The organism is Streptococcus mitis (assembly GCF_023110375.1).
GTDB classification, from domain to species: Bacteria; Bacillota; Bacilli; order Lactobacillales; family Streptococcaceae; genus Streptococcus; species Streptococcus mitis_CI.
Genome location: NZ_JALDVV010000020.1, coordinates 1 through 19,925, shown reverse-complemented (window position 1 = coordinate 19,925; position 19,925 = coordinate 1). Strand labels below are relative to the sequence as shown.

Annotated in this window: 22 protein-coding genes; 5 read left to right on the top strand and 17 right to left on the bottom strand. The window is 40.8% G+C overall.

The window, feature by feature from the left end:
- Positions 1 to 89: 89 nt before the first annotated feature.
- The 7 genes from trxB to M1G12_RS09535 form a co-directional block, all read right to left on the bottom strand.
- On the bottom strand, positions 90 to 1,001 hold the full coding sequence (gene trxB, locus M1G12_RS09565; protein WP_237446771.1) for a thioredoxin-disulfide reductase: 912 nt from the start codon (positions 999 to 1,001) through the stop codon (positions 90 to 92).
- Positions 1,002 to 1,066: 65 nt separating this feature from the next.
- Positions 1,067 to 1,291 (bottom strand): DUF4059 family protein, encoded by a 225-nt coding sequence (locus tag M1G12_RS09560; RefSeq protein WP_000926599.1) that lies wholly within the window; start codon positions 1,289 to 1,291, stop codon positions 1,067 to 1,069.
- Between the two features lie 77 nt (positions 1,292 to 1,368).
- The gene (locus tag M1G12_RS09555) at positions 1,369 to 2,112 is read right to left on the bottom strand and encodes an amino acid ABC transporter ATP-binding protein (protein ID WP_000590965.1); all 744 of its coding nucleotides are present in this window, start codon (positions 2,110 to 2,112) and stop codon (positions 1,369 to 1,371) included.
- The gene (locus M1G12_RS09550; RefSeq protein ID WP_001103445.1) at positions 2,112 to 2,912 is read right to left on the bottom strand and encodes an amino acid ABC transporter permease; all 801 of its coding nucleotides are present in this window, start codon (positions 2,910 to 2,912) and stop codon (positions 2,112 to 2,114) included. Before M1G12_RS09550 ends, M1G12_RS09555 begins: the two co-directional genes overlap by 1 nt.
- A gap of 157 nt (positions 2,913 to 3,069) precedes the next feature.
- Positions 3,070 to 3,426, bottom strand: coding sequence for an arsenate reductase family protein (locus M1G12_RS09545; protein ID WP_000889083.1), 357 nt, complete (start codon positions 3,424 to 3,426; stop codon positions 3,070 to 3,072).
- Between the two features lie 12 nt (positions 3,427 to 3,438).
- Complete coding sequence (locus tag M1G12_RS09540) at positions 3,439 to 3,948, bottom strand: methylated-DNA--[protein]-cysteine S-methyltransferase (RefSeq protein ID WP_247949825.1); 510 nt, start codon at positions 3,946 to 3,948, stop codon at positions 3,439 to 3,441.
- Positions 3,948 to 4,442 carry a GNAT family N-acetyltransferase gene (locus tag M1G12_RS09535; protein WP_247949824.1) on the bottom strand — a complete coding sequence of 165 codons (495 nt, stop codon included), beginning with the start codon at positions 4,440 to 4,442 and terminating at the stop codon, positions 3,948 to 3,950. Before M1G12_RS09535 ends, M1G12_RS09540 begins: the two co-directional genes overlap by 1 nt.
- A gap of 134 nt (positions 4,443 to 4,576) precedes the next feature.
- On the opposite strand from M1G12_RS09535, the gene M1G12_RS09530 reads away from it, so the two are divergent.
- Both M1G12_RS09530 and trhA read left to right on the top strand, forming a co-directional pair.
- On the top strand, positions 4,577 to 5,023 hold the full coding sequence (locus M1G12_RS09530; protein ID WP_247949823.1) for a DUF1836 domain-containing protein: 447 nt from the start codon (positions 4,577 to 4,579) through the stop codon (positions 5,021 to 5,023).
- Positions 5,020 to 5,667: a PAQR family membrane homeostasis protein TrhA gene (gene trhA, locus M1G12_RS09525; RefSeq protein ID WP_001097972.1), complete on the top strand. Its 648-nt coding sequence runs from the start codon at positions 5,020 to 5,022 to the stop codon at positions 5,665 to 5,667. Before M1G12_RS09530 ends, trhA begins: the two co-directional genes overlap by 4 nt.
- A gap of 19 nt (positions 5,668 to 5,686) precedes the next feature.
- Here trhA and pdxT read toward each other — a convergent pair whose 3' ends face one another.
- From pdxT to nox, 3 genes are all read right to left on the bottom strand, one after another.
- Positions 5,687 to 6,268, bottom strand: coding sequence for a pyridoxal 5'-phosphate synthase glutaminase subunit PdxT (gene pdxT, locus M1G12_RS09520; protein ID WP_247949822.1), 582 nt, complete (start codon positions 6,266 to 6,268; stop codon positions 5,687 to 5,689).
- A complete protein-coding gene (gene pdxS, locus M1G12_RS09515; protein WP_247949821.1) occupies positions 6,269 to 7,144 on the bottom strand; it encodes a pyridoxal 5'-phosphate synthase lyase subunit PdxS in 876 nt (291 codons plus the stop codon).
- A gap of 151 nt (positions 7,145 to 7,295) precedes the next feature.
- Entirely contained in the window at positions 7,296 to 8,675 is a 1,380-nt protein-coding gene (gene nox, locus M1G12_RS09510; protein ID WP_247949820.1) for a H2O-forming NADH oxidase, read from the bottom strand.
- 307 nt (positions 8,676 to 8,982) lie between these two features.
- Between nox and M1G12_RS09505 the strand changes: the two genes are divergently transcribed.
- From M1G12_RS09505 to M1G12_RS09495, 3 genes are read left to right on the top strand one after another with little or no spacing between them, the layout of a single operon-like run.
- On the top strand, positions 8,983 to 9,912 hold the full coding sequence (locus tag M1G12_RS09505) for an FAD:protein FMN transferase (RefSeq protein WP_247949819.1): 930 nt from the start codon (positions 8,983 to 8,985) through the stop codon (positions 9,910 to 9,912).
- A gap of 18 nt (positions 9,913 to 9,930) precedes the next feature.
- A complete protein-coding gene (locus M1G12_RS09500) occupies positions 9,931 to 10,536 on the top strand; it encodes an NADPH-dependent FMN reductase (protein WP_000915932.1) in 606 nt (201 codons plus the stop codon).
- A gap of 17 nt (positions 10,537 to 10,553) precedes the next feature.
- Complete coding sequence (locus M1G12_RS09495) at positions 10,554 to 11,798, top strand: NAD(P)H-dependent oxidoreductase (protein ID WP_247949818.1); 1,245 nt, start codon at positions 10,554 to 10,556, stop codon at positions 11,796 to 11,798.
- A gap of 81 nt (positions 11,799 to 11,879) precedes the next feature.
- Here the strand turns inward: M1G12_RS09495 and M1G12_RS09490 are convergent, their stop codons facing one another.
- From M1G12_RS09490 to metK, 7 genes are all read right to left on the bottom strand, one after another.
- Positions 11,880 to 12,137, bottom strand: a complete 258-nt coding sequence (locus M1G12_RS09490; protein WP_000371301.1) for a DUF896 family protein — start codon at positions 12,135 to 12,137, stop codon at positions 11,880 to 11,882.
- A gap of 41 nt (positions 12,138 to 12,178) precedes the next feature.
- Complete coding sequence (gene glyS, locus M1G12_RS09485; protein ID WP_247949817.1) at positions 12,179 to 14,215, bottom strand: glycine--tRNA ligase subunit beta; 2,037 nt, start codon at positions 14,213 to 14,215, stop codon at positions 12,179 to 12,181.
- A 259-nt stretch (positions 14,216 to 14,474) separates the two neighbouring features.
- Positions 14,475 to 15,392, bottom strand: a complete 918-nt coding sequence (gene glyQ, locus M1G12_RS09480; RefSeq protein WP_000038733.1) for a glycine--tRNA ligase subunit alpha — start codon at positions 15,390 to 15,392, stop codon at positions 14,475 to 14,477.
- Between the two features lie 35 nt (positions 15,393 to 15,427).
- On the bottom strand, positions 15,428 to 15,799 hold the full coding sequence (locus M1G12_RS09475; protein ID WP_000912013.1) for a GFA family protein: 372 nt from the start codon (positions 15,797 to 15,799) through the stop codon (positions 15,428 to 15,430).
- A gap of 268 nt (positions 15,800 to 16,067) precedes the next feature.
- Entirely contained in the window at positions 16,068 to 16,910 is an 843-nt protein-coding gene (locus tag M1G12_RS09470) for an aldo/keto reductase (RefSeq protein WP_247949816.1), read from the bottom strand.
- A gap of 76 nt (positions 16,911 to 16,986) precedes the next feature.
- A complete protein-coding gene (gene pgdA / locus M1G12_RS09465) occupies positions 16,987 to 18,378 on the bottom strand; it encodes a peptidoglycan-N-acetylglucosamine deacetylase PgdA (protein ID WP_020903502.1) in 1,392 nt (463 codons plus the stop codon).
- Between the two features lie 87 nt (positions 18,379 to 18,465).
- A complete protein-coding gene (gene metK, locus M1G12_RS09460; protein WP_020903501.1) occupies positions 18,466 to 19,656 on the bottom strand; it encodes a methionine adenosyltransferase in 1,191 nt (396 codons plus the stop codon).
- Between the last annotated feature and the right edge of the window lie 269 nt (positions 19,657 to 19,925).

Below are 19,925 nucleotides of genomic sequence, written 5' to 3'. Positions count from 1 at the left end.
ATCAAAAAAGAAAGGACAAATTTCGTCCTTTCTAGATCTTAGCTTTTATTCAACCCACTACAGTTGACAAAGAGCCACTTTTTTTATGATTAACTATGTTCTGTGATAAATTTATAGGCTTCTTGACCAGCAATAGCCCCATCTCCAACCGCTGTTGTTACTTGGCGAAGGTCTTTCAAGCGAACATCTCCAACTGCAAAGATACCGTCAACTGCAGTTTTCATGTGGTTATCTGTCACAATCCAACCTGCCTGATCTTGGATATTCAATTCTTTAACAAAATCGCTAAGAGGGTCCAAACCAACATAGATAAAGACACCACCAAAGGCTTGCTCTGTCACTTGACCTGTTTTCACATTTTCAAAGACGACCGATTCTACTCGGTTTTCTCCCTTGATTTCCTTGACTACAGAATCCCATATAAAGCTGATTTTCTCATTCGCAAAAGCGCGGTCTTGTAAAACCTTTTGAGCACGAAGTTGGTCACGACGGTGAACAATGGTAACAGTCTTGGCAAAGCGAGTCAAGAAAATAGCTTCTTCGACAGCTGAATCTCCACCACCAACTACCAACAAATCTTGGTCACGGAAGAAAGCACCATCACACACGGCACAGTAAGAAACACCACGACTGTTCAGTTCTTCTTCTCCAGGTACTCCCAAAGGACGGTGTTTAGAACCAGTTGCTACGATCACTGTACGTGTTTCATATGTTTGGTCATCAGTCATCACTTTCTTAAAATCACCATGGTCTTCGACATTTTCAACATAACCATAAATGTGCTCAACACCAAGATTTTCAAGCGGTTCAAACATCTTTTCTGCCAATTCTGGCCCACTAATATTAGCGTATCCAGGGTAATTTTCAATATCAGATGTATTATTCATCTGACCACCTGGCAGACCACCTTCAATCAAGGCTACTTTCAGATTGCTTCGAGCAGCATACAAGGCTGCAGTCATACCTGCAGGTCCAGCACCGATAATAATAGTATCGTACATATAGTTTCCTTCTTTCTTGTTGTAACTATCTTTATTCTAACTCTTTCTTGTCAATCACGCAAGGATTATGCCTTGAAAACAAGAATTAAACTCATAACCGCAAAGGATAATACTGGAACAACCAAAACACCAATCATAATCATATCATAGAGATGGGCTTGGCGAGCCTTGGCTGTCTTATCAACTCCCGACATGGCTCTCAGTCCAATCCAAATCCCTAAAAAAATCAGGACGAGGATGGTGGTCAAGATCAAACTCTCGAAATATAAAGAAAATAGTTGCAGTAGCATGATTTCTCTCATTTCTATCTTTTTTAAAGAGTAAACTCAGCTAGTCCAGCTAACTGAGTTTTTCTTTATCTATTATATCAAATATAAGTCCGTTTGTAACTAGCGAAGAATTCTTTTGTTCGCTCTTCTTTAGGATGGTGGATAATCTCATCCGGTGTTCCAGACTCAATGATTTTCCCCTTATCTAGGAAGAGAATCTTATCCGCAACTTGAGCTACAAAGGACATGTCATGACTAACCAAAATCATGGTTTGACCTGACTTAGCAGCATCTGCAATAGACTTCTCTACTTCACCAACCAATTCTGGGTCAAGGGCTGAAGTTGGTTCGTCCAAGAGTAAGACATCTGGTTTCATGGCAAGAGCACGCGCCAAGGCAACCCGTTGCTTCTGTCCACCTGATAAATGTCTAGGGTAATGGTTCTCACGGTCAGAAAGCCCAACCTTAGCCAACTCTTCCTTGGCAATCTTAGTCGCTTCTTGGTCAGACAATTTCTTGACAACAACCAAGCCTTCTTTTACATTATCAAGTGCTGTTCGGCGTTCAAACAAATTAAACTGTTGGAAAACCATGGACAGCTTGCGGCGTAGGGCCAGGATTTCTTCCTGAGTGATTTTAGAAAAATCAACTGAGAAATCATCAATCTGAATTGATCCACTGTCAGGAGTTTCAAGATAATTGAGACTACGAAGAAAAGTTGATTTTCCAGCTCCTGAAGAACCAATCAAGGCTACAACTTCCCCTTTTTGAATATCTAAGTCCAGATGATCCAAGACAGTCTGTCCTGAAAAGGATTTGCTTAAATTCGAAATCTTAATCATTAACGAAGGTCTCCTTTCACATCTGTTTGCACTGTATCGGGTGCAGAAATAGCCATTTTTCTCTCGATGAAACGACCGAGGCTTTCAATTCCGATATTGACTACCCAATAAACAAGGGCAACGGAGATGAAGCGCTCAAAGTAACGATAATCAGCTCCACCCAGAATCTGAGCTTGGGCAAATACTTCCACAACACCCGCACTAAAGGCTAGGGAAGTTCCTTTGGTCAAGCCGATGAGGGAATTGATTAAGGTTGGAGTTGCCACAACGGCTGCATTTGGAATAATTACGCGACGATAAACTTGTGCTCGGGTCATACCCAGACTGCGTGCCGCCTCAATCTCACCAGGATTGACTGAGAGAATGGCTGCACGAATGGTTTCACTCGCATAAGCTGCTTCATTGAAAGCAAAGGCGACAATCGCAAAAGCAGCGGCTGGAATCGCATTGATATTGAAACCAGTTCCCCATTGCTGATTGAGAGCTTTCAAAGCCAAAGGAATTCCGTAGTAGGTCAACATGAGTTGCACCAAAATCGGTGTCCCTTTTAAGAAACTAACAAAGAAGGCCTGCAAGGGATATAAAATTTTGACACGATTGATCTTCACAATGGCAAAAAGAAGCGCCAAAACCAAGCCAAAAAGAGCACCACCAATGGTCAACATAATCGTTATTGGAAGTTGTTGGACAATTCTCGGGATTCCATCAAAGACCGAACGCAAGCTAAAAAGCTTGCCATCCGGAATCAATTGCATCAAGTTTTGGTACCAATCTGATGCTAAAATCGTTGTAACATTCATAAAAACATCCTCTCCTGATAATGATTCATTCTACCATACTTTTGCCGTCAATGAAATTATTTGCTACGGTCAGGTACAGACTTTGTCTACCTACTAGTTTATCATACTTTGAAACAGGGAGGTTATATATTTTATCTATCAAAGAGATAGATAAAAACTATTTCAATCCCAATTCTTCATAAGCTTTTCGATAACCGATTTGCTTAACAGTTCCATTTTCTACTAAAATGGGGCGTTTTAACAACATACCGTCGCTTGCTAGCAACTCAGCTGCTTCTTGGTTTGACAGACTTCCTACCTTATCTTTCAGCCCCAATTCACGGTATTTGATCCCACTGGTGTTGAAAAATTGCTTCAACTCAAAACCCGAGGTTTCTAGCCAGTTTAAAATGACTTCTTGGCTAGGTGTTTCTTCAACGATATGGATGGCTTTATAGTCCACACCGAGTTGGTTTAATTCTTGTTTTGCTTTTTTACAAGTTGAACATTTTGGATATTCGATAAATTCTAACATGTCTTTCACTTTCTATTTTATATCTTTAAAATCTGCGCCTTCATGCTCCAAGAGCCAAGCTTTCTTTTCCACTCCTGCAGCATAACCTATCAGACGCTTGCCTGCTCCCAGCACCCGATGACAAGGTACTAGGATAGACCAAGGATTGCGTCCTACCGCTCCGCCAATTGCTTGAGCAGAAGCCACTTGTAGGTCTTGAGCTATTTGTCCATAGGTCACTGTTTGACCATAAGGAATTTCCTGTAAATAGGACCAAACTCTCTTTTCAAAATCCGTTCCGATTGGAGCCAAGGGCAAGTTGGATAAATTCTGAGACTTGCCTTTAAAGTAAGCATCTAAGCAAGTAATAACTGGGTCTAAAATGGGATGACTAACAACTTCTTCTATTGTTTCATCTCCTATCCCCCTCTCAAAATGCTTCTGCTCCTGCACCCAAATGCCATACAGATATTGCTCGTCAGCAACCAAAGACAAGGTTCCTATGGGCGAAAAGTAGAGCATTTTTACGTACTTCTTTTGCATTATTTCTTCAATTTTTGATAGGCCAAGCGTTCGCCATCAACTGGAACCTTACCAACCTGTTTAAAACCGAGTTTTTCAAAGATATGCTGCATGGCCTTGTTTTGTACATGCGTATCTGAACGAAAATCTAGGTAATCAAATCCTTCAATCAAGCCTTCTAGGAAAGTCTGAGCAACTCCCTGCCCTTGGACATCTGCTGCCACAGCGATACGGTGAAAGACCAGATATTCTGATTCTTCCCCATGCCAACTTCCTTCATAAATGGCTTCATAGGCTTCCTCTGGGCTCTTGGTCACAGCAGCATAGGCTAACAGTTCTCCCTCTTCCAAGGCCACATAGGCTTGACCAGAGATGATATCATCAATAATGATGTCGGCATTTGGATAGTCATTTTGCCACTGGTCACTACCAGACTTGGCTAAACACTTTTTGGCATCCTCCATCACCTGCATAATCGCATCTACTTCGTTTGGAAAAGCTAAACGAATCTCCATCTCTTCCCCTCATTTCTAACTAGTTTCTCTCATCATAGCATAATTTAAAGCTTTCTACAAGCAGTTGAAACTTGACTTTTGTTTTTTATTATTTTATAATCTAGTTATTAAAACTAGATAAAAAGGAGTTGGAAATGAATTCTATCTTTTCCTACCCAAAATGGGAAGACATTCCAAACATCGACCTCTATCTGGATCAGGTTTTGCTTTATGTCAATCAAGTCTGTGCCCCTATCTCTCCAGATAAAGAAAAGGGCTTGACCGCATCTATGGTCAATAACTATGTCAAACATGGTTACCTGACAAAGCCTGACAAGAAAAAATACCAACGCAAACAGATTGCCCGTTTGATTGCCATCACTACTCTCAAGTCTGTCTTTTCGATCCAAGAAATCGCTCAGACACTGAATAGTCTACAAACTCAAGCAAGCTCAGACCAGCTCTACGATGCTTTTGTGGACTACATGAACCATGGGATTGATCCAGAAAATCCTATTATCCAAACCAGCTGTCAAACGGTTAAACTCTATCATCAAACTCTAGACTTAATCCTTATCAAAGAAGAGGAGGAAATCCAATGAACACCAGCCTAAAGCTCAGTAAAAAACTCAGTTTTGGAGAGGAAATTGCTAATAGCGTGACCCATGCTGTGGGTGCGGTTATTATGCTCATCTTACTCCCCATTTCATCCACCTATAGTTATGAAGCACACGGATTTTTATCATCTTTTGGTGTTTCTATCTTTGTTATCAGTCTCTTTCTCATGTTCCTCTCGTCAACCATATATCACTCTATGGCCTATGGTTCGACCCACAAATACGTCTTGCGAATCATCGACCACTCTATGATTTATGTGGCTATCGCAGGATCTTATACGCCAGTCGTATTGACTTTGATGAATAACTGGTTTGGCTATCTGATCATTGCCATTCAGTGGGGAACAACCATTTTCGGCATCCTCTATAAAATCTTTGCTAAAAAGGTCAATGAGAAATTCAGCCTTGCCCTTTACCTGATTATGGGCTGGTTGGTTCTGGCAATCATTCCTGCCATTATCAGTCAAACAACGCCCATCTTTTGGAGTCTCATGGTAACTGGCGGACTCTGTTATACAGTTGGAGCTGGGTTTTACGCTAAGAAAAAACCTTATTTTCACATGATTTGGCATCTCTTTATCCTAGCAGCATCTGCACTCCAATACATCGCGATTGTTTATTACATGTAAAAAAGTTGAGAATCTTTTCTCAACTTTTTTCTTTACACATATTGATAAAATACTGGTGCAAGCGAACATCATCTGTTAACTCAGGATGAAAAGAGGTTACTAGCATATTTTTTTCTTGAGCTGCAACAATTTGATCATCAACTGTTGCTAGGATTTCTACACCCTCTCCAACACTGCTAATAATTGGTCCGCGGATAAAGGTCATTGGAATCTTGCCAACTCCCTTACATTCTGCCTCTGTATAGAAGCTTCCTAGTTGGCGCCCATAAGCATTGCGCTCAACCACTATATCCATGGTTCCAAGATGACTTTCTTCCTGAGAAGTGATTTCCTTAGCCAGCAAAATCAAGCCTGCACAGGTCCCAAAAACAGGTAATCCAGATAGAATGACTTCTCGGATGGGATGCAGCATCTGCTGGTCGCGCAAGAGCTTTCCCATAGTTGTAGACTCACCGCCAGGTAATATCAAACCCGCCAAGTCACTCTGATATTGTTGAAAATCCTCTAAATTTCTGATTTGTACACTAACAACACCTAACTTTTCTAGCACTTTTGCATGTTCTGCAAAGGCGCCTTGCAAGGCTAGTATTCCGATTTTCATCTATTTTCCTCGCTCTGCCATAAGAATTTGGATTTCATTCTCATTAATACCAACCATGGCTTCCCCTAGGTCTTCAGAGATTTGAGCCAGAATTTGAGGATTTTGGTAGTTGGTTACGGCTTTGACAATAGCACTTGCTCGTTTAACAGGATCTCCTGACTTGAAAATACCTGATCCAACAAAAACACCTTCTGCCCCCAGTTGCATCATCAAGGCCGCATCTGCTGGCGTTGCAACGCCTCCAGCTGCAAAGTTTACAACTGGCAATTTTCCATGTTCATGGACATACTGAACCAATTCAATAGGGACTTGCAAGTCTTTGGCAGCAACATAGAGCTCGTCTTCACGTAGGTTTTGAATGCGGCGAATTTCCTGATTCATCATACGCATATGGCGAACGGCTTGAATAATGTCTCCTGTACCGGGTTCTCCTTTTGTGCGAATCATAGAAGCTCCCTCAGCGATACGACGCAAGGCTTCACCCAAGTCCTTAGCCCCACAGACAAAAGGAACTTGGAATTCTTTCTTATCCACATGGAAACGGTCGTCAGCTGGAGACAGCACTTCACTCTCATCGATATAGTCGATCTCAATAGCCTCTAAAATCTGAGCTTCTACAAAATGTCCAATTCTAACCTTGGCCATAACTGGAATGCTGACTGCTTCTTGGATTTCCTTAATCATCTTTGGATCACTCATACGGGAAACCCCACCAACTGCGCGTATATCAGCTGGAATCCGCTCCAAGGCCATGACAGCTGCCGCACCAGCAGCTTCCGCAATCCGAGCCTGTTCAGGGTTCTGCACATCCATGATAACACCGCCCTTGAGCATCTGTGCCAAATTTTTATTTAGTTCATAACGATTTTCAGTCATTTCTTAATCCTCATCATTTGTATTGGTAGCTACAGTTTTATTTTAAGCTAGAAATAGGAGAAGAACAAGATGAAATAAGCTGGATTGTATGGGGACAGAAACAAGAAAAAACTATCTGACCTTCAGTTAAGGCCAGATAGTTCATCAATTTTTATTTTTCAGCTGTAAGTGCAGCCATTGTGATGTAGTTATAAGGTTTGTTAAAGTGTGGCAAGAAGAATAGATCTGTCAAAGCCAACTTGTCAATTGTCACATGTTCTTGGATAGCAAGTGAGAACATATGAATTCCCATGCTGATAGCAGAATCACGTGATACCATTTGAGCACCAAGAATTTCGCGACTGTCTTTATCAAAGACAATCTTGATGGCAACTTCATGGTTGTCGTGCTTCATAAATTCTGGTTTTTGAAGATCGTTAAAGCCTGTTTCAGTTGCGTTGTAACCAGCAGCTTTAGCTTTTTCAAGAGTCAAACCAGTTGAAACCATGTGAAGACCGTAGATTGAGATACCGTTTGATCCTTGTACACCGATTCCTTCAAGTTCGTGTCCACAAGCGTTGTAAGCACCAACGATACCAGTACGAACAGCGTTTGAAGCAAGCGCGATGTAGCTAGTGTCTTTACGAGCGTTGTCATAAACAGTCGCACAGTCACCTACTGCATAAACACCTGGAATTGATGTTTCTTGTTTCTTGTCTACAAGGAAGGCACCGTTACGGAAGAGTTCAATCTTACCATCAGCAAGAGCTGTGTTTGGACGGAAACCAACTGCAAGAACAACCATATCCACATCAAATGTTTCTTTGTCTGTTACCAAGCGTTCAACTTTACCATCACCTTGGATAGCTTTTACTGTTTGACCAAGTGCCAAGCGGATGTTGTTGTCTTCCAAGTTCTTCGCCATCATTTGATTGAAGTCTTTGTCGTAGTAGCCGTTCAAAACAGTGTCTACGATATCAACAAGAACAACTTCTTTTCCAAGACGTTCGAAAGCTTCAGCAAGTTCAACACCGATATAACCACCACCAACAACTGCGATGCGCTCAAGGTGTTTGCTCTTGTCAGCAAGTTTTTCGATAACTTCTTCTGCGTTTTGGTACAACTTAACAAATTGAACATTTTCAAGTGTTGCTTTGAATTCGCGGTTGCCCTTAACGATTTCAACACCTTCGATTGGAGGCAAGATTGGAGTTGAACCAGTCGCAAAGATCAATTTGTCATAAGACTCTTTATGTTCTTGACCTTCAACTTCTGCTGTCACAACTTTATTGTCATAGTCGATTGAAAGAACAGGTGAGTTCATGTAAACTTTTGCACCCTTAGCTTCCAATTTTTCTTTATCAGAGTAGAAGAGACCTTCTGGACCATCAATTTGTTCCCCGATCCAAAGCGCCATTCCACAACCAAGGAATGAAATATTTGAGTTTTGGTCAAATACAACGATTTCATTTTCATGTCCAAAATTGTCCAACATAGTATTGATACATGCTGTACCAGCGTGGTTAGCACCAACTACAACGATTTTACTCATAGAAAATTTCCTACCTTTAATTTAAAATTTACCTTTCTAGTATAACATTTACTGTTAGCGTTTACAAGGTATTTGCTTAGAATTCTCTTATTTTAAGCAATTTTAAGTTTTATTATATTATTTTTTTGAGTTTCTATCCTTTTTTTATATTTTTTGAGCATATTTCTTGACTTTTTGTTAAAATTTATTTGTGAAAACGCTGACTTTATGTTATGCTAGAAACATGGGAATAAAATGTAAGGGGTTCAATTATCGTAAATTTAACCTAACTTGAATATTTCCTCTGAAGAAGAAAGGAGTTGGTAGCTTGCCTCTTCGTTCACGTTCTGAACGACTAATGGGAACAACTATCACTATTTCATTAGTAGATGAACAGGCTGATTGCCTACTTCAAGGAGCCTTTGATTTGCTCAAGGAACTCGAATACCGCTTTAACGCCAACAGTCAAGAATCCGAACTGATGGAAATCAACTACCAAGCTGGAATCGCACCTGTTAAGGTTCATCCTGACCTGTTTGAACTGATTGCTCTTGGACTGGAGCATAGCCTAGCTCCGTCTAGCCATCTAAATATCAGTATTGGTCCCTTGATTCAAACCTGGCGAATCGGATTTGCAGATGCACGGCTTCCAGACTCTAAAGAAATCGAAGCTGTCTTGCCACTAGTTGACCCGCATTTTATCAAGTTGGATCCGACTAGCTCTACTGTCTTTTTAGAGAAGAAAGGAATGAAGCTTGATTTAGGTTGTTTAGCTAAGGGCTATAGTGCAGATAAGGTTGCCCAGTATTTAAAAGCACACGGTGTCACCTCTGCCTTGATCAATCTCGGAGGAAATATCCTCACCATCGGGAATAACCAAGCCAAAGAAGGGAAAGCCTGGCAGATTGGGATTCAAGATCCGCGAAATCCTCGTGGCAATCATCTCCTAACCATTCCTGCTTCTAACAAATCCGTTGTCACTTCAGGTATCTATGAACGCCACCTGACAGTAGATGGAAAAGACTATCACCATATCTTTGATAGTAAGACAGGATTCCCTGTCGAAACCGATCTCGCTAGCCTAACGATTATCTCTGATAAATCCGTTGATGGTGAGATATGGACAACACGCCTTTTCGGAGAGCGAAGCGCTTCTATCCTCTGGCAAGTCGAAAGTATAGATGGTATTGAAGCCATCCTCATCGACAAAGAAGGACGCCTTGCTTGTTCTTCAGGCCTTCAAAATTGTATTATGTAAAAAGAGAAAGGAAATCTCATGCTAAAACTTATTGCCATTGTTGGAACGAACTCTAAACGTTCTACAAACCGCCAATTGCTCCAATACATGCAAAAACATTTTGCAGATAAAGCTGAAATTGAACTTGTTGAAATCAAGGACATTCCTGTTTTCAACAAACCAGCAGATAAGCAACTTCCTGCTGACATTCTTGAAATTGCAGCTAAAATTGAAGCATCCGATGGTGTCATCATCGGTACCCCTGAGTACGACCACTCTATCCCTGCAGTTTTGATGAGCGCTCTTGCTTGGCTATCTTATGGTATCTACCCACTTTTGAACAAACCAATCATGATTACTGGTGCTTCATACGGTACACTTGGTTCATCTCGTGCCCAATTGCAACTTCGTCAAATTTTGAACGCTCCTGAAATCAAGGCAAATGTTCTACCAGATGAATTCTTGCTTTCTCACTCTCTTCAATCATTTAACCCAAGTGGTGACTTGGTTGACCTTGATGTTATCAAGAAATTGGATGCCATCTTTGATGACTTCCGTATCTTTGTGAAGATTACTGAGAAATTGCGCAATGCACAAGAATTGCTTCGCAAAGATGCTGAAGAATTCGACTGGGAAAATTTGTAAGATAGGAGACCGAAAGAATGAAATTTGTTGGACTTGTTGGATCAAACTACGATCAATCATATAACCGCAAACTCTTGGAATTTATCCGTCGTAATTTTAAATTCAAATTTGAATTAGAAGTCCTTGAAATCGACGAAGTTCCAATGTTTAACCAAGACGAAAAATGGGACGAAAGCTTCCAATTGCGATTCTTGTACAACAAGATTACACGTGCTGATGGTGTCATTATCGCCACTCCTGAGCACAACCACACTATCTCAGCTTCTCTCAAATCTGTTCTTGAATGGCTTTCATACGAAGTTCATCCATTTGAAAACAAACCTGTTATGATTGTGGGTGCATCATACTACGACCAAGGAACTTCACGTGCCCAAGTTCACCTTCGTAAGATCCTTGACGCTCCAGGTGTCAATGCCTACACATTACCAGGTAATGAATTCCTTCTTGGTAAAGCCAAAGAAGCTTTTGATAACAATGGAAACATCACCAACGAAGGAACTGTTAAATTCCTTGAAACATGCTTAGATAACTTTGTTAAATACGTAGGAGTCGTTTCGAAATTGAAAAAACCAAAACCAATCGAACCAGAAGACTTGGATTGTGGAAGACCAATTGCTACAACCATTACAGAAGTTGACCCTGATGATCCAGAATGGGTAGAAAAAGTTGCAGCAATCACTGGAGCTGTTTCTGGTGATACCTATGTCAAATTAGACCACGGTATTCTAACAGTTAACCAAATCGATATGTTCTTGAAAGCTATGCCATTTGAATTGACATACGCTGACGATAACAACCAATTCCTCTACTACAACAACGCTCACCAAGATCCAGACACCATGTTTGCTAAACGTGTACCACCTCAATCAGGTAGCCGTATGTCAACTGTGCATGGTTCTCTTCCACCAGCACGTATGAAGAATGTAGAGTGGGTTATCGGAACACTTCGCAACGGAAACCAAGAATACGTACGTACAATCGTTCCAGGATCTCCTGCAGGTGTTATCAACACTCACAACTACCAAGCAATGTACTATCCTGATGGATCATACGCTGGTATCAATGAAATCGTCTTTAACTTCCAACCATGGCTTGACTGGTACCTAAAAGAAACGGGTCAACGTTTGGTAGGTGGTAGCGGACCATTTGCTCCTGCTGCTGGAGGACATGGAGATGCTGATGCTACTTCTGGCGCTTCTGATTCAGGGGACGCTGGAGGCCACGGTGGTGGCGCAGACGCTACTTCTGGTGCAAGTAACTAAGAAATCAAAAAGGAGCCACTTGGCTCCTTTTTAATTGCAACAGAAAAGAGGCTTGTAAATCATCTACAAACCCCTTTCGTTTTATGAGTTAGGATCATCTAAACTACGGCCGTGCAAACCTTTTTCACGTTGTACCTGGCGTAGTTTTTCTGGTGTGACGTCATTTCCTTCTTCGTCGACAATTTTGATTCCTTCAATGTGGTGACGAACAGAGCGACGATAGCCTTCAATATACTCCTCACGAAGTTTAGCTTGTTCCACTTTTTCAGCAGAAGTTAAGCCTTCTGTTTTTTTCTTTTTAGCAAGCTCGTTAATACGATCAATTTTTTTAGGATCCATTTTTTCTCCTTTGTGATAAGATACAGTCCGTTTGACTGAGTTTATTTAGTATTAATTTGGTTGAAACGTGCAAGTTTAGCTGCTTTCTTGGTTAATTGTGACAAGATTGCCAAACGATTTTGACGGATAGACTGATCTTCAGCCATTACCATGGTATTCTCAAAGAAAGCATCAATAACTGGACTAAGCGCAAAGAGTTGTTCTAATTGCTGGCTTGCAGTTCCTGATAAAACTAATGATTCTACTGCCTCCGCCAAAGCTTTTTCTTCTTCATTCTCAAAGAGGGCAGGATCAACCGTGTCAAAACCTTCTGCCTTATCCGCCAAGTTGAAGGCACGGGAGAGGGATTCGACAGACGATTTGAAATCTTCTTTCTTGCTTGCTTCTACGAGAGCACTTGCTACTTCCAACATATCCGCCACGACAAAGTTTGAACTTGCAAGAACTGCTTCCTTGATATCTTTTAGAGTAGAACCCATCATCTTATCAACACGAGCCTTGATAAAGTCCATAACCTCTGCTTTATTTTCATAAGTCAAGCTGTCAAATTTCAAACTGTAAAGGCTATCGATCAACTCATCCATAGCAATATGCCAACCAAAGGCATCCAAGATACGAACTACACCTTGGGTCGCACGACGAAGGGCATAAGGGTCATTAGAACCTGATGGAATCAAGCCCACTGAGAAGAAACTCAAAATCGTATCCAATTTGTCTGCAATGGCTAGAATGGCTCCCACCTTACTCTCTGGAAGAGCTCCGTCAGCTGATGTAGGCATGTAGTGTTCACGAATAGCAGCCGCAACTGCTGGAGTTTCTCCAGCAAGAAGAGCATATTTCTCACCCATAATGCCTTGGAGTTCATCAAACTCACCAACCATACCCGTCAACAAGTCAAACTTGTAAATGGCTGCTGCACGAGCTAGATCAACCGTTTCATCCACTGACAAGCCTGCCTTTTCTGCCAAGAGAATGGCGATCTGACCAGTACGAATCATGTGTTCACGAAGAGAACCAATCTTTTCGTGGAAGGTCACATGGTTTAATTTTTCGACAAGGTCAGAAATCACCAATTTTTGGTCTTCACGCCAGAAGAATTCTCCGTCTTCCAAACGCGCAACCAAGACTTTTTCATTACCCTTGATGACATTTTCCAAATGCTCTGCGTTTCCGTTACGGACTGAAATGAAGTTTGGTAAGAGTTTACCGTCTTGATCACGAACAACAAAGTAACGTTGGTGTTCTTTCATCGAAGTCACCAAGACTTCTTCTGGAACTTCAAGGTATTTGGCATCAAAACTTCCCATAAAGGCAGTTGGGTATTCAACCAAGTTCAAAACTTCGTTCAGTAAGTCAGCATCAATTTCGATGCGTACACCATGTTTTGCCTCGATTTCTTTGATTTGGTCAACAATCATTTGCTCACGTTCACGTGGATCCGCGATTACAAACTGCTTACGAAGGTCTTCTTCGTAGCTCAATGCTGACTGAATCTTAGTTTCTTGTCCCAAGAAACGATGACCACGGCTCACACGATCTCCCTTGATATCAAGGAAATCCAAATCAAACTCTTCTTCATCTAAAAGAACAGTTAAAGTGTGAACAGGGCGGATGTATTCAAAGGTGTTGTTAGCCCAGTGCATGCTGACAGGGAAAGCTAGGGATTTTAAGACATCTACGACACCAGGAACAATGGCTTCAACTGGTTGACCCACTTCTTCCTTGGTAACATAGACATATTCTTCACCCTTGATTTCACGGAATTCAATATCTTCAACTGTCAAGCCTTTTCCACGAACAAATCCTTGAGCTGCTTTGGTGAAGTTTCCATCACTATCCAAGGCAATTTTCTTTGCTGGCCCCTTGAAATCTTCTGTCAAATCAGATTGCTTGTCTGCAAGACCAGTCACACGAACAGCCAAACGACGGGGTGTTGAGAAGGTTTGAATAGCTTCAAAAGACAGGCGGTTTTCCTTGAGGAAGGCTGCCATTTTTTCGCCTAGTTGTTTTTCACTTGGTGTGACAACATAGGCTGGTAATTCTTCAAGACCGAGTTCTACTAATAAGTTTTTTGTCATGTTTTTTCCTTTACATTTTCTTCAATCTTTTTTGATATGCACCTTAGGTACTGGGGACGTCGCTAACTAACTTTGTGAGTCTGTATGGAAATCTAATACTAAATTGATCAAGATTTCCAACAGTCTCATCAAAGTGGATTTAGCTGACTAATTTTTGAACCTAAGGTTTCAAAAATCCCCACATAAAAGTACAACGGTGCATATTCCTCTAGCAAGTCTTCGACTTGCCTCTAACGATTTTAGAGCACGATATTACTCACTATTCTGCGTCTTCTGCTAAGAGTTTAGCTCGTGTTGCTTCATCCAAAAGTGGGTAGCCTAGGCGTTTGCGTTCTGCGACAAAGGTTTTGGCTACAACACGGGCCAAATTACGGATACGAGCGATATAGCCTGCACGCTCGGTTACGGATACGGCACCACGCGCATCAAGCAGGTTAAAGGTATGTGAACATTTGAGAACATAGTCATAGGCAGGGTGCACCAATCCTTCTTCCAAGGCACGACCAGCTTCTTTTTCAAACTTATCAAAGTTTTCAAGCAACATTTCTTGATCAGAAATTTCAAATGAATATTTTGAATGCTCGTACTCAGGCTGGATGAAGATTTCTCCGTATTTTACACCATCAGCCCACTCAATATCGTAAACAGAGTCAACCTCTTGGATGTAAGAAGCCAAACGTTCCAAACCATAAGTAACTTCCGCCGTCACAGGGCCAGTTGCCAATCCACCTACTTGTTGGAAGTAAGTGAACTGAGTAATTTCCATACCGTCAAGCCAAACTTCCCAACCAAGACCAGCTGAACCAGTTGATGGGTTTTCCCAGTTGTCCTCAACGAAACGAATATCGTGTTCCAAAGGATTGATTCCCAATTTTTCCAAAGACTCAAGGTAAAGTTCTTGGATGTTTGATGGAGATGGCTTCATAACCACTTGGAATTGGTGGTGTTGGTAAAGACGGTTAGGGTTTTCTCCGTAACGACCGTCAGCAGGACGACGTGATGGCTCTACATAAGCCGCATTCCATGGCTCAGGTCCGATAGCGCGAAGGAAAGTGTAAGGACTCATTGTTCCCGCACCTTTTTCATTATCATAAGCCTGCATAAGCATACAACCTTGGTCATTCCAAAATTGTTGCAAAGTCAAAATAATTTCTTGAAATGTTAATTTCTTAGACATTGAATACTCCTTTAATTTATATTATCTTCTTAGATTTATTTTTCAAGCAACCAAGAAAAGGCTGGGTCCTGAAAAATATGACGTTTAGGAACAGTTTGTAAATTCTGATCGCTTTCATCTATTGTACCTAATTTCAAAGCACAGACTTCTGGTATATTTTCTTGAACAGTGAAAATTTGACTATGACAGTTCTGGCAGTAATAACGCTGTTTTCCTGGAGAAGAACTATAGGAAACAAGCTTTTCTTTTCCATGCAATACTAGCTTTTCACTGCTAACTTTAGCATTAACTGTATAGGCAGACGCAGTTGCTTTCCGACAAAATGAGCAATGACAAAAAACTAATTCCGATAATTCCTCATCTAGAGTGTAGGTCACTGCTTTACATAAACAAGATCCTTTAAGCATTATGCTCCTTTCTACTTAGGCATTAGACGAATTCAAAAAGAACCGAATTTCAACACCCAAGCCTTGCGACTAGGGGCGTCAGAAACGCGGTTCCACCCTAATTTATTACTTCATTGTTTTTAAAAATATTACAGAAAGCGCCAGTTCTTTATTTTGCCCTACTTGGCTCCCACTATCCCAAGTTCGCTTGAAGAACGCCATAAGACTTTCTTTCCTGCTGACTATTATATCAAAAATTAGCACAATGTACAATTCTTTTTATGATTTTCTAGAAATCCATATCATCAACTCGTGGAGCACCAGACTGAACAACAATTGTTTTTAAGGTTTCACGTTCCTTATGACTCAGTTCAATTCCAAAGCAATCAAGATTAGCCTGAATACGAGAAGCTGTGACAGATTTTGGAAGTGGTAAAAATCCTTCTGCTAAGCTCCAGGTCAAGGCTATCTGAGCAACAGACTTTCCGTGATTTGCTGCGATTTCTTGTACTTGCTTGCTATCAAACAGTTCTCCCTGACCAAAAGGTCCCCAAGCTTCCAATAAAATTCCTTTTTCTCGACAGTAATCTACGACTTCCTCTTGATACACACCTGGAGCCAAACGAACTTGATTGACCGCTGGAACGATAGTTGCTGTTTCAAGCAAGGCATCCAAATGATGGGGAAGGAAATTACTAACTCCAATAGCACGGATTTTGCCTTCTTGATAGAGGTCTTCCATAGCTCTCCAAACTTCTGAATTTCGGATTTTCCAGTGGTTATTTTCTCTGAGCGGTTTTGGATTTGGCCAATGAATCAAATACAAATCCAAATAATCCAAGCCAAGTTTCTCTAAAGACTCTTCAAAAGCCTGACGAGCTTGCTCATAGCTATGATTTGTATTCCAGAGTTTGCTGGTTACAAAAATTTCCTCACGCAGAACTCCACTATCTTGAATGGCACGACCAACGCTTTCTTCATTTTTATAAATAGCTGCCGTATCGATATGGCGATAGCCTGCCTTTAAAGCCTCTAGTACAGCTTGATATGCAATCTCTCCATTTTCAGCTTTCCAGGTTCCAAATCCCAGTACTGGAATTGTAACACCATTGTTTAAAGTATAAGATTTCATTATTTTTCCTTTCTATGAGAAGAAAATCCAAAGAGCCAAATTTTCAAGGAAAACTTTTCTCTTTAGATTTTGTGTATTATTGATTGCGGTCGTAGTAGAGCTGGTGAGCTTTAAGACGAGTATCTAACAAATCTGGAATGGTCACAAAGTCATACCCTTGCCCTTTCAAATAGTCAATAACCTTCGGTAGAGCATTGACCGTCTCAGCATGGATATCATGCATGAGAATAATAGAACCATTCTTGACTTCTCGTTGAATTTCTGTCAAAATCGCTGCTTCATTTTTGTTCTTCCAGTCCAGACTATCCACATCCCACATAATAAAGCTCAAATCAAGGCTATTGCGAATGTCGTCTGTAATGGCTCCATAAGGCGGACGCATGAGTTTGGAACTAGAACCCAACACTTTAGTTAGCGCATCCTCAGTATCAGTAATTTGTTTTTTAGCTTCATCAAGGGAAAGTTTTGAAAGCACTGGATGACTCCAACTATGGTTTCCAATGACATGTCCATCCGATTTCATGCGTTTCAAAATCTCTTCATTTCCAGAAACATTCTTACCTAGAACAAAGAAAGTTGCCTTGATACCATACTTAGAAAGAGTATCTAATGCTTGATTTGTCGTTGCAGGATTTGGTCCATCATCAAAAGTCAGGGCCACTACTTTACGATTTTTCTTTTCATAATAAGCCTTATATAGCTCTGCATCCTTATCTAATAAATAAGAGGACTGAATAACTTCAAAGAAACTAGATACTGGCAAGGCAATCTCGTCTAGATTTTCAACTGACTGACTTGGATAAAGGATAATCTGACTATCCTTGTAATCAAAATTCCATGCAGACAAGTCTTGGTCAGAGAAACCTTTAACAACTTGATCAATCTTTTCTTGCTCCAATTTCTTGTCCTGTAAGAAAGAAGTCAGTTCTTTTATCAGTTGCTCTTTAGCCTTACTAGCATCTGAAAATAGTTGATCAAGGGTAAAAGGTTTACCATTTTCTGTCAAATGCACTTTCGCTAGACTAGTTTTTTCAGTCTCTTCAACTTTTGACGAAGTTAAATCATAGACTTGTTTCATCACACTTCGGTTGACAATCCCTTTTAAAGTCGAATCCTGTTTCTCCGTATAATAAAAAACCAGATTTTCCTTGTCTTCCAGATTTTCCTTAATATCCTGTATCATGATTTCTTTTACAGATGAAATCACTTGCTCCCCTTGGAGAGGATAATAGGCAATTACTTCTGCTTGTCCCTTACGAAAATGATCTTTCTGATTTCCCTCACTTAATTGATCATCTTTCTCTTTCTTGAGAGATTCAATCCTTTGTTCAAAACTTTGCTTTGTATATACTTTGTATCCAATCATTGAACCAAGGACGCAAATACTTACTGAAAAGATAGCTACCATGGCTATTAAACCGATTCTCTTTTTATCGTGCTCAACACGTTTTGCTCTACTTTTATCCATAGAGATATCATATCAAATTCAGGCTATAATTTCAATTATTTTAGAGGAAATAGTATATTAAAAAGAGGGGAACTCCCTCTTAAAATCTTATTTTACTGCTTCTTTCAAAGCATCTACCTTATCCAAACGTTCCCATGGAAGATCAATATCCGTACGTCCCATGTGTCCATAAGCCGCTGTTTGACGGTAAATTGGACGCTTGAGGTCCAGCATTTGGATTATCCCTGCAGGGCGAAGATCAAAGGTTTGACGAGCTGCTTTTTCAAGCTTGCTTTCAGCTACTGTTCCCGTACCAAAAGTATCGATACGAACAGAAACAGGTTGGGCAACACCAATAGCGTAGGCTAATTGCACTTCTGCCTTCTTAGCCAAACCAGCTGCAACGATATTCTTGGCAATATAACGAGCCGCATAAGAGGCTGAACGGTCCACCTTAGTCGCATCTTTACCAGAGAAGGCACCACCACCGTGACGAGAGTAGCCACCATAAGTATCTACGATGATCTTACGACCAGTCAAACCTGAGTCCCCTTGCGGTCCACCGATTACAAAACGACCAGTAGGATTGATGAAGAATTTGGTTTGCTCATCCAAGTAAGAGGTTGGAATAACCTCTTTGATAACCTTATTAATGACATCATTGTGAATTTGTTCGTTGCTGACTTCTGGATCGTGCTGAGTTGAAATAACAACTGTGTCCACACGTACTGGACAGTCATTTTCATCATACTCAACCGTAACTTGTGATTTAGCATCTGGGCGAAGATAGCTAATTTCCCCAGACTTACGAAGTTCTGCCAAACGACGAACTAATTTATGACTGAGTGAGATTGGCAATGGCATGAGCTCTTCTGTTTCATCCACTGCAAAGCCAAACATGAGACCTTGGTCTCCAGCACCAATTAAGTCAAGCGGATCTTGATCTGCATTCCCACGAACCTCCAAGGCTTCGTTAACACCTTGGGCAATATCTGGTGACTGCTCAACAAGTGACGGATGGACTCCCACCGTCTCAGCAGAAAAACCATATTCTGTATTGGTATAGCCAATCTCTGCAATGGTATCACGAACCACACGGTTAATATCCACATAAGCATTTGTAGATATTTCACCAAAAACATGGACTGAACCAGTATATACAGCTGTCTCAGCAGCAACGTGCGCCTCTGGATCTTTAGCTAAAATAGCATCCAAAATCGCATCTGAAATTTGGTCTGCAATCTTATCTGGATGCCCCTCAGATACAGATTCAGACGTGAATAATTTACGTTCTGACATAAAAATGTCCCCCCTTAAAAATAGTGTTATAGAGTTACAAAGTACTGATAGGAAATTTCTTAGTGCTGAATACCTACCATCTTATCGGGACTATATAACTTTATCATTATACCATTTTTTAGCGTAATTTGCAGTCTTTAATGTAGTGTTACTGTTTAGATAGTTCGTTCTCATAAATAAAAAAAGTTGGAGTGAACTGCACCCCAAAAGTTAGACATAAAAATCTAACTTTTGGGGTGTTTTTATTATGAAATTAACTTATGAAGATA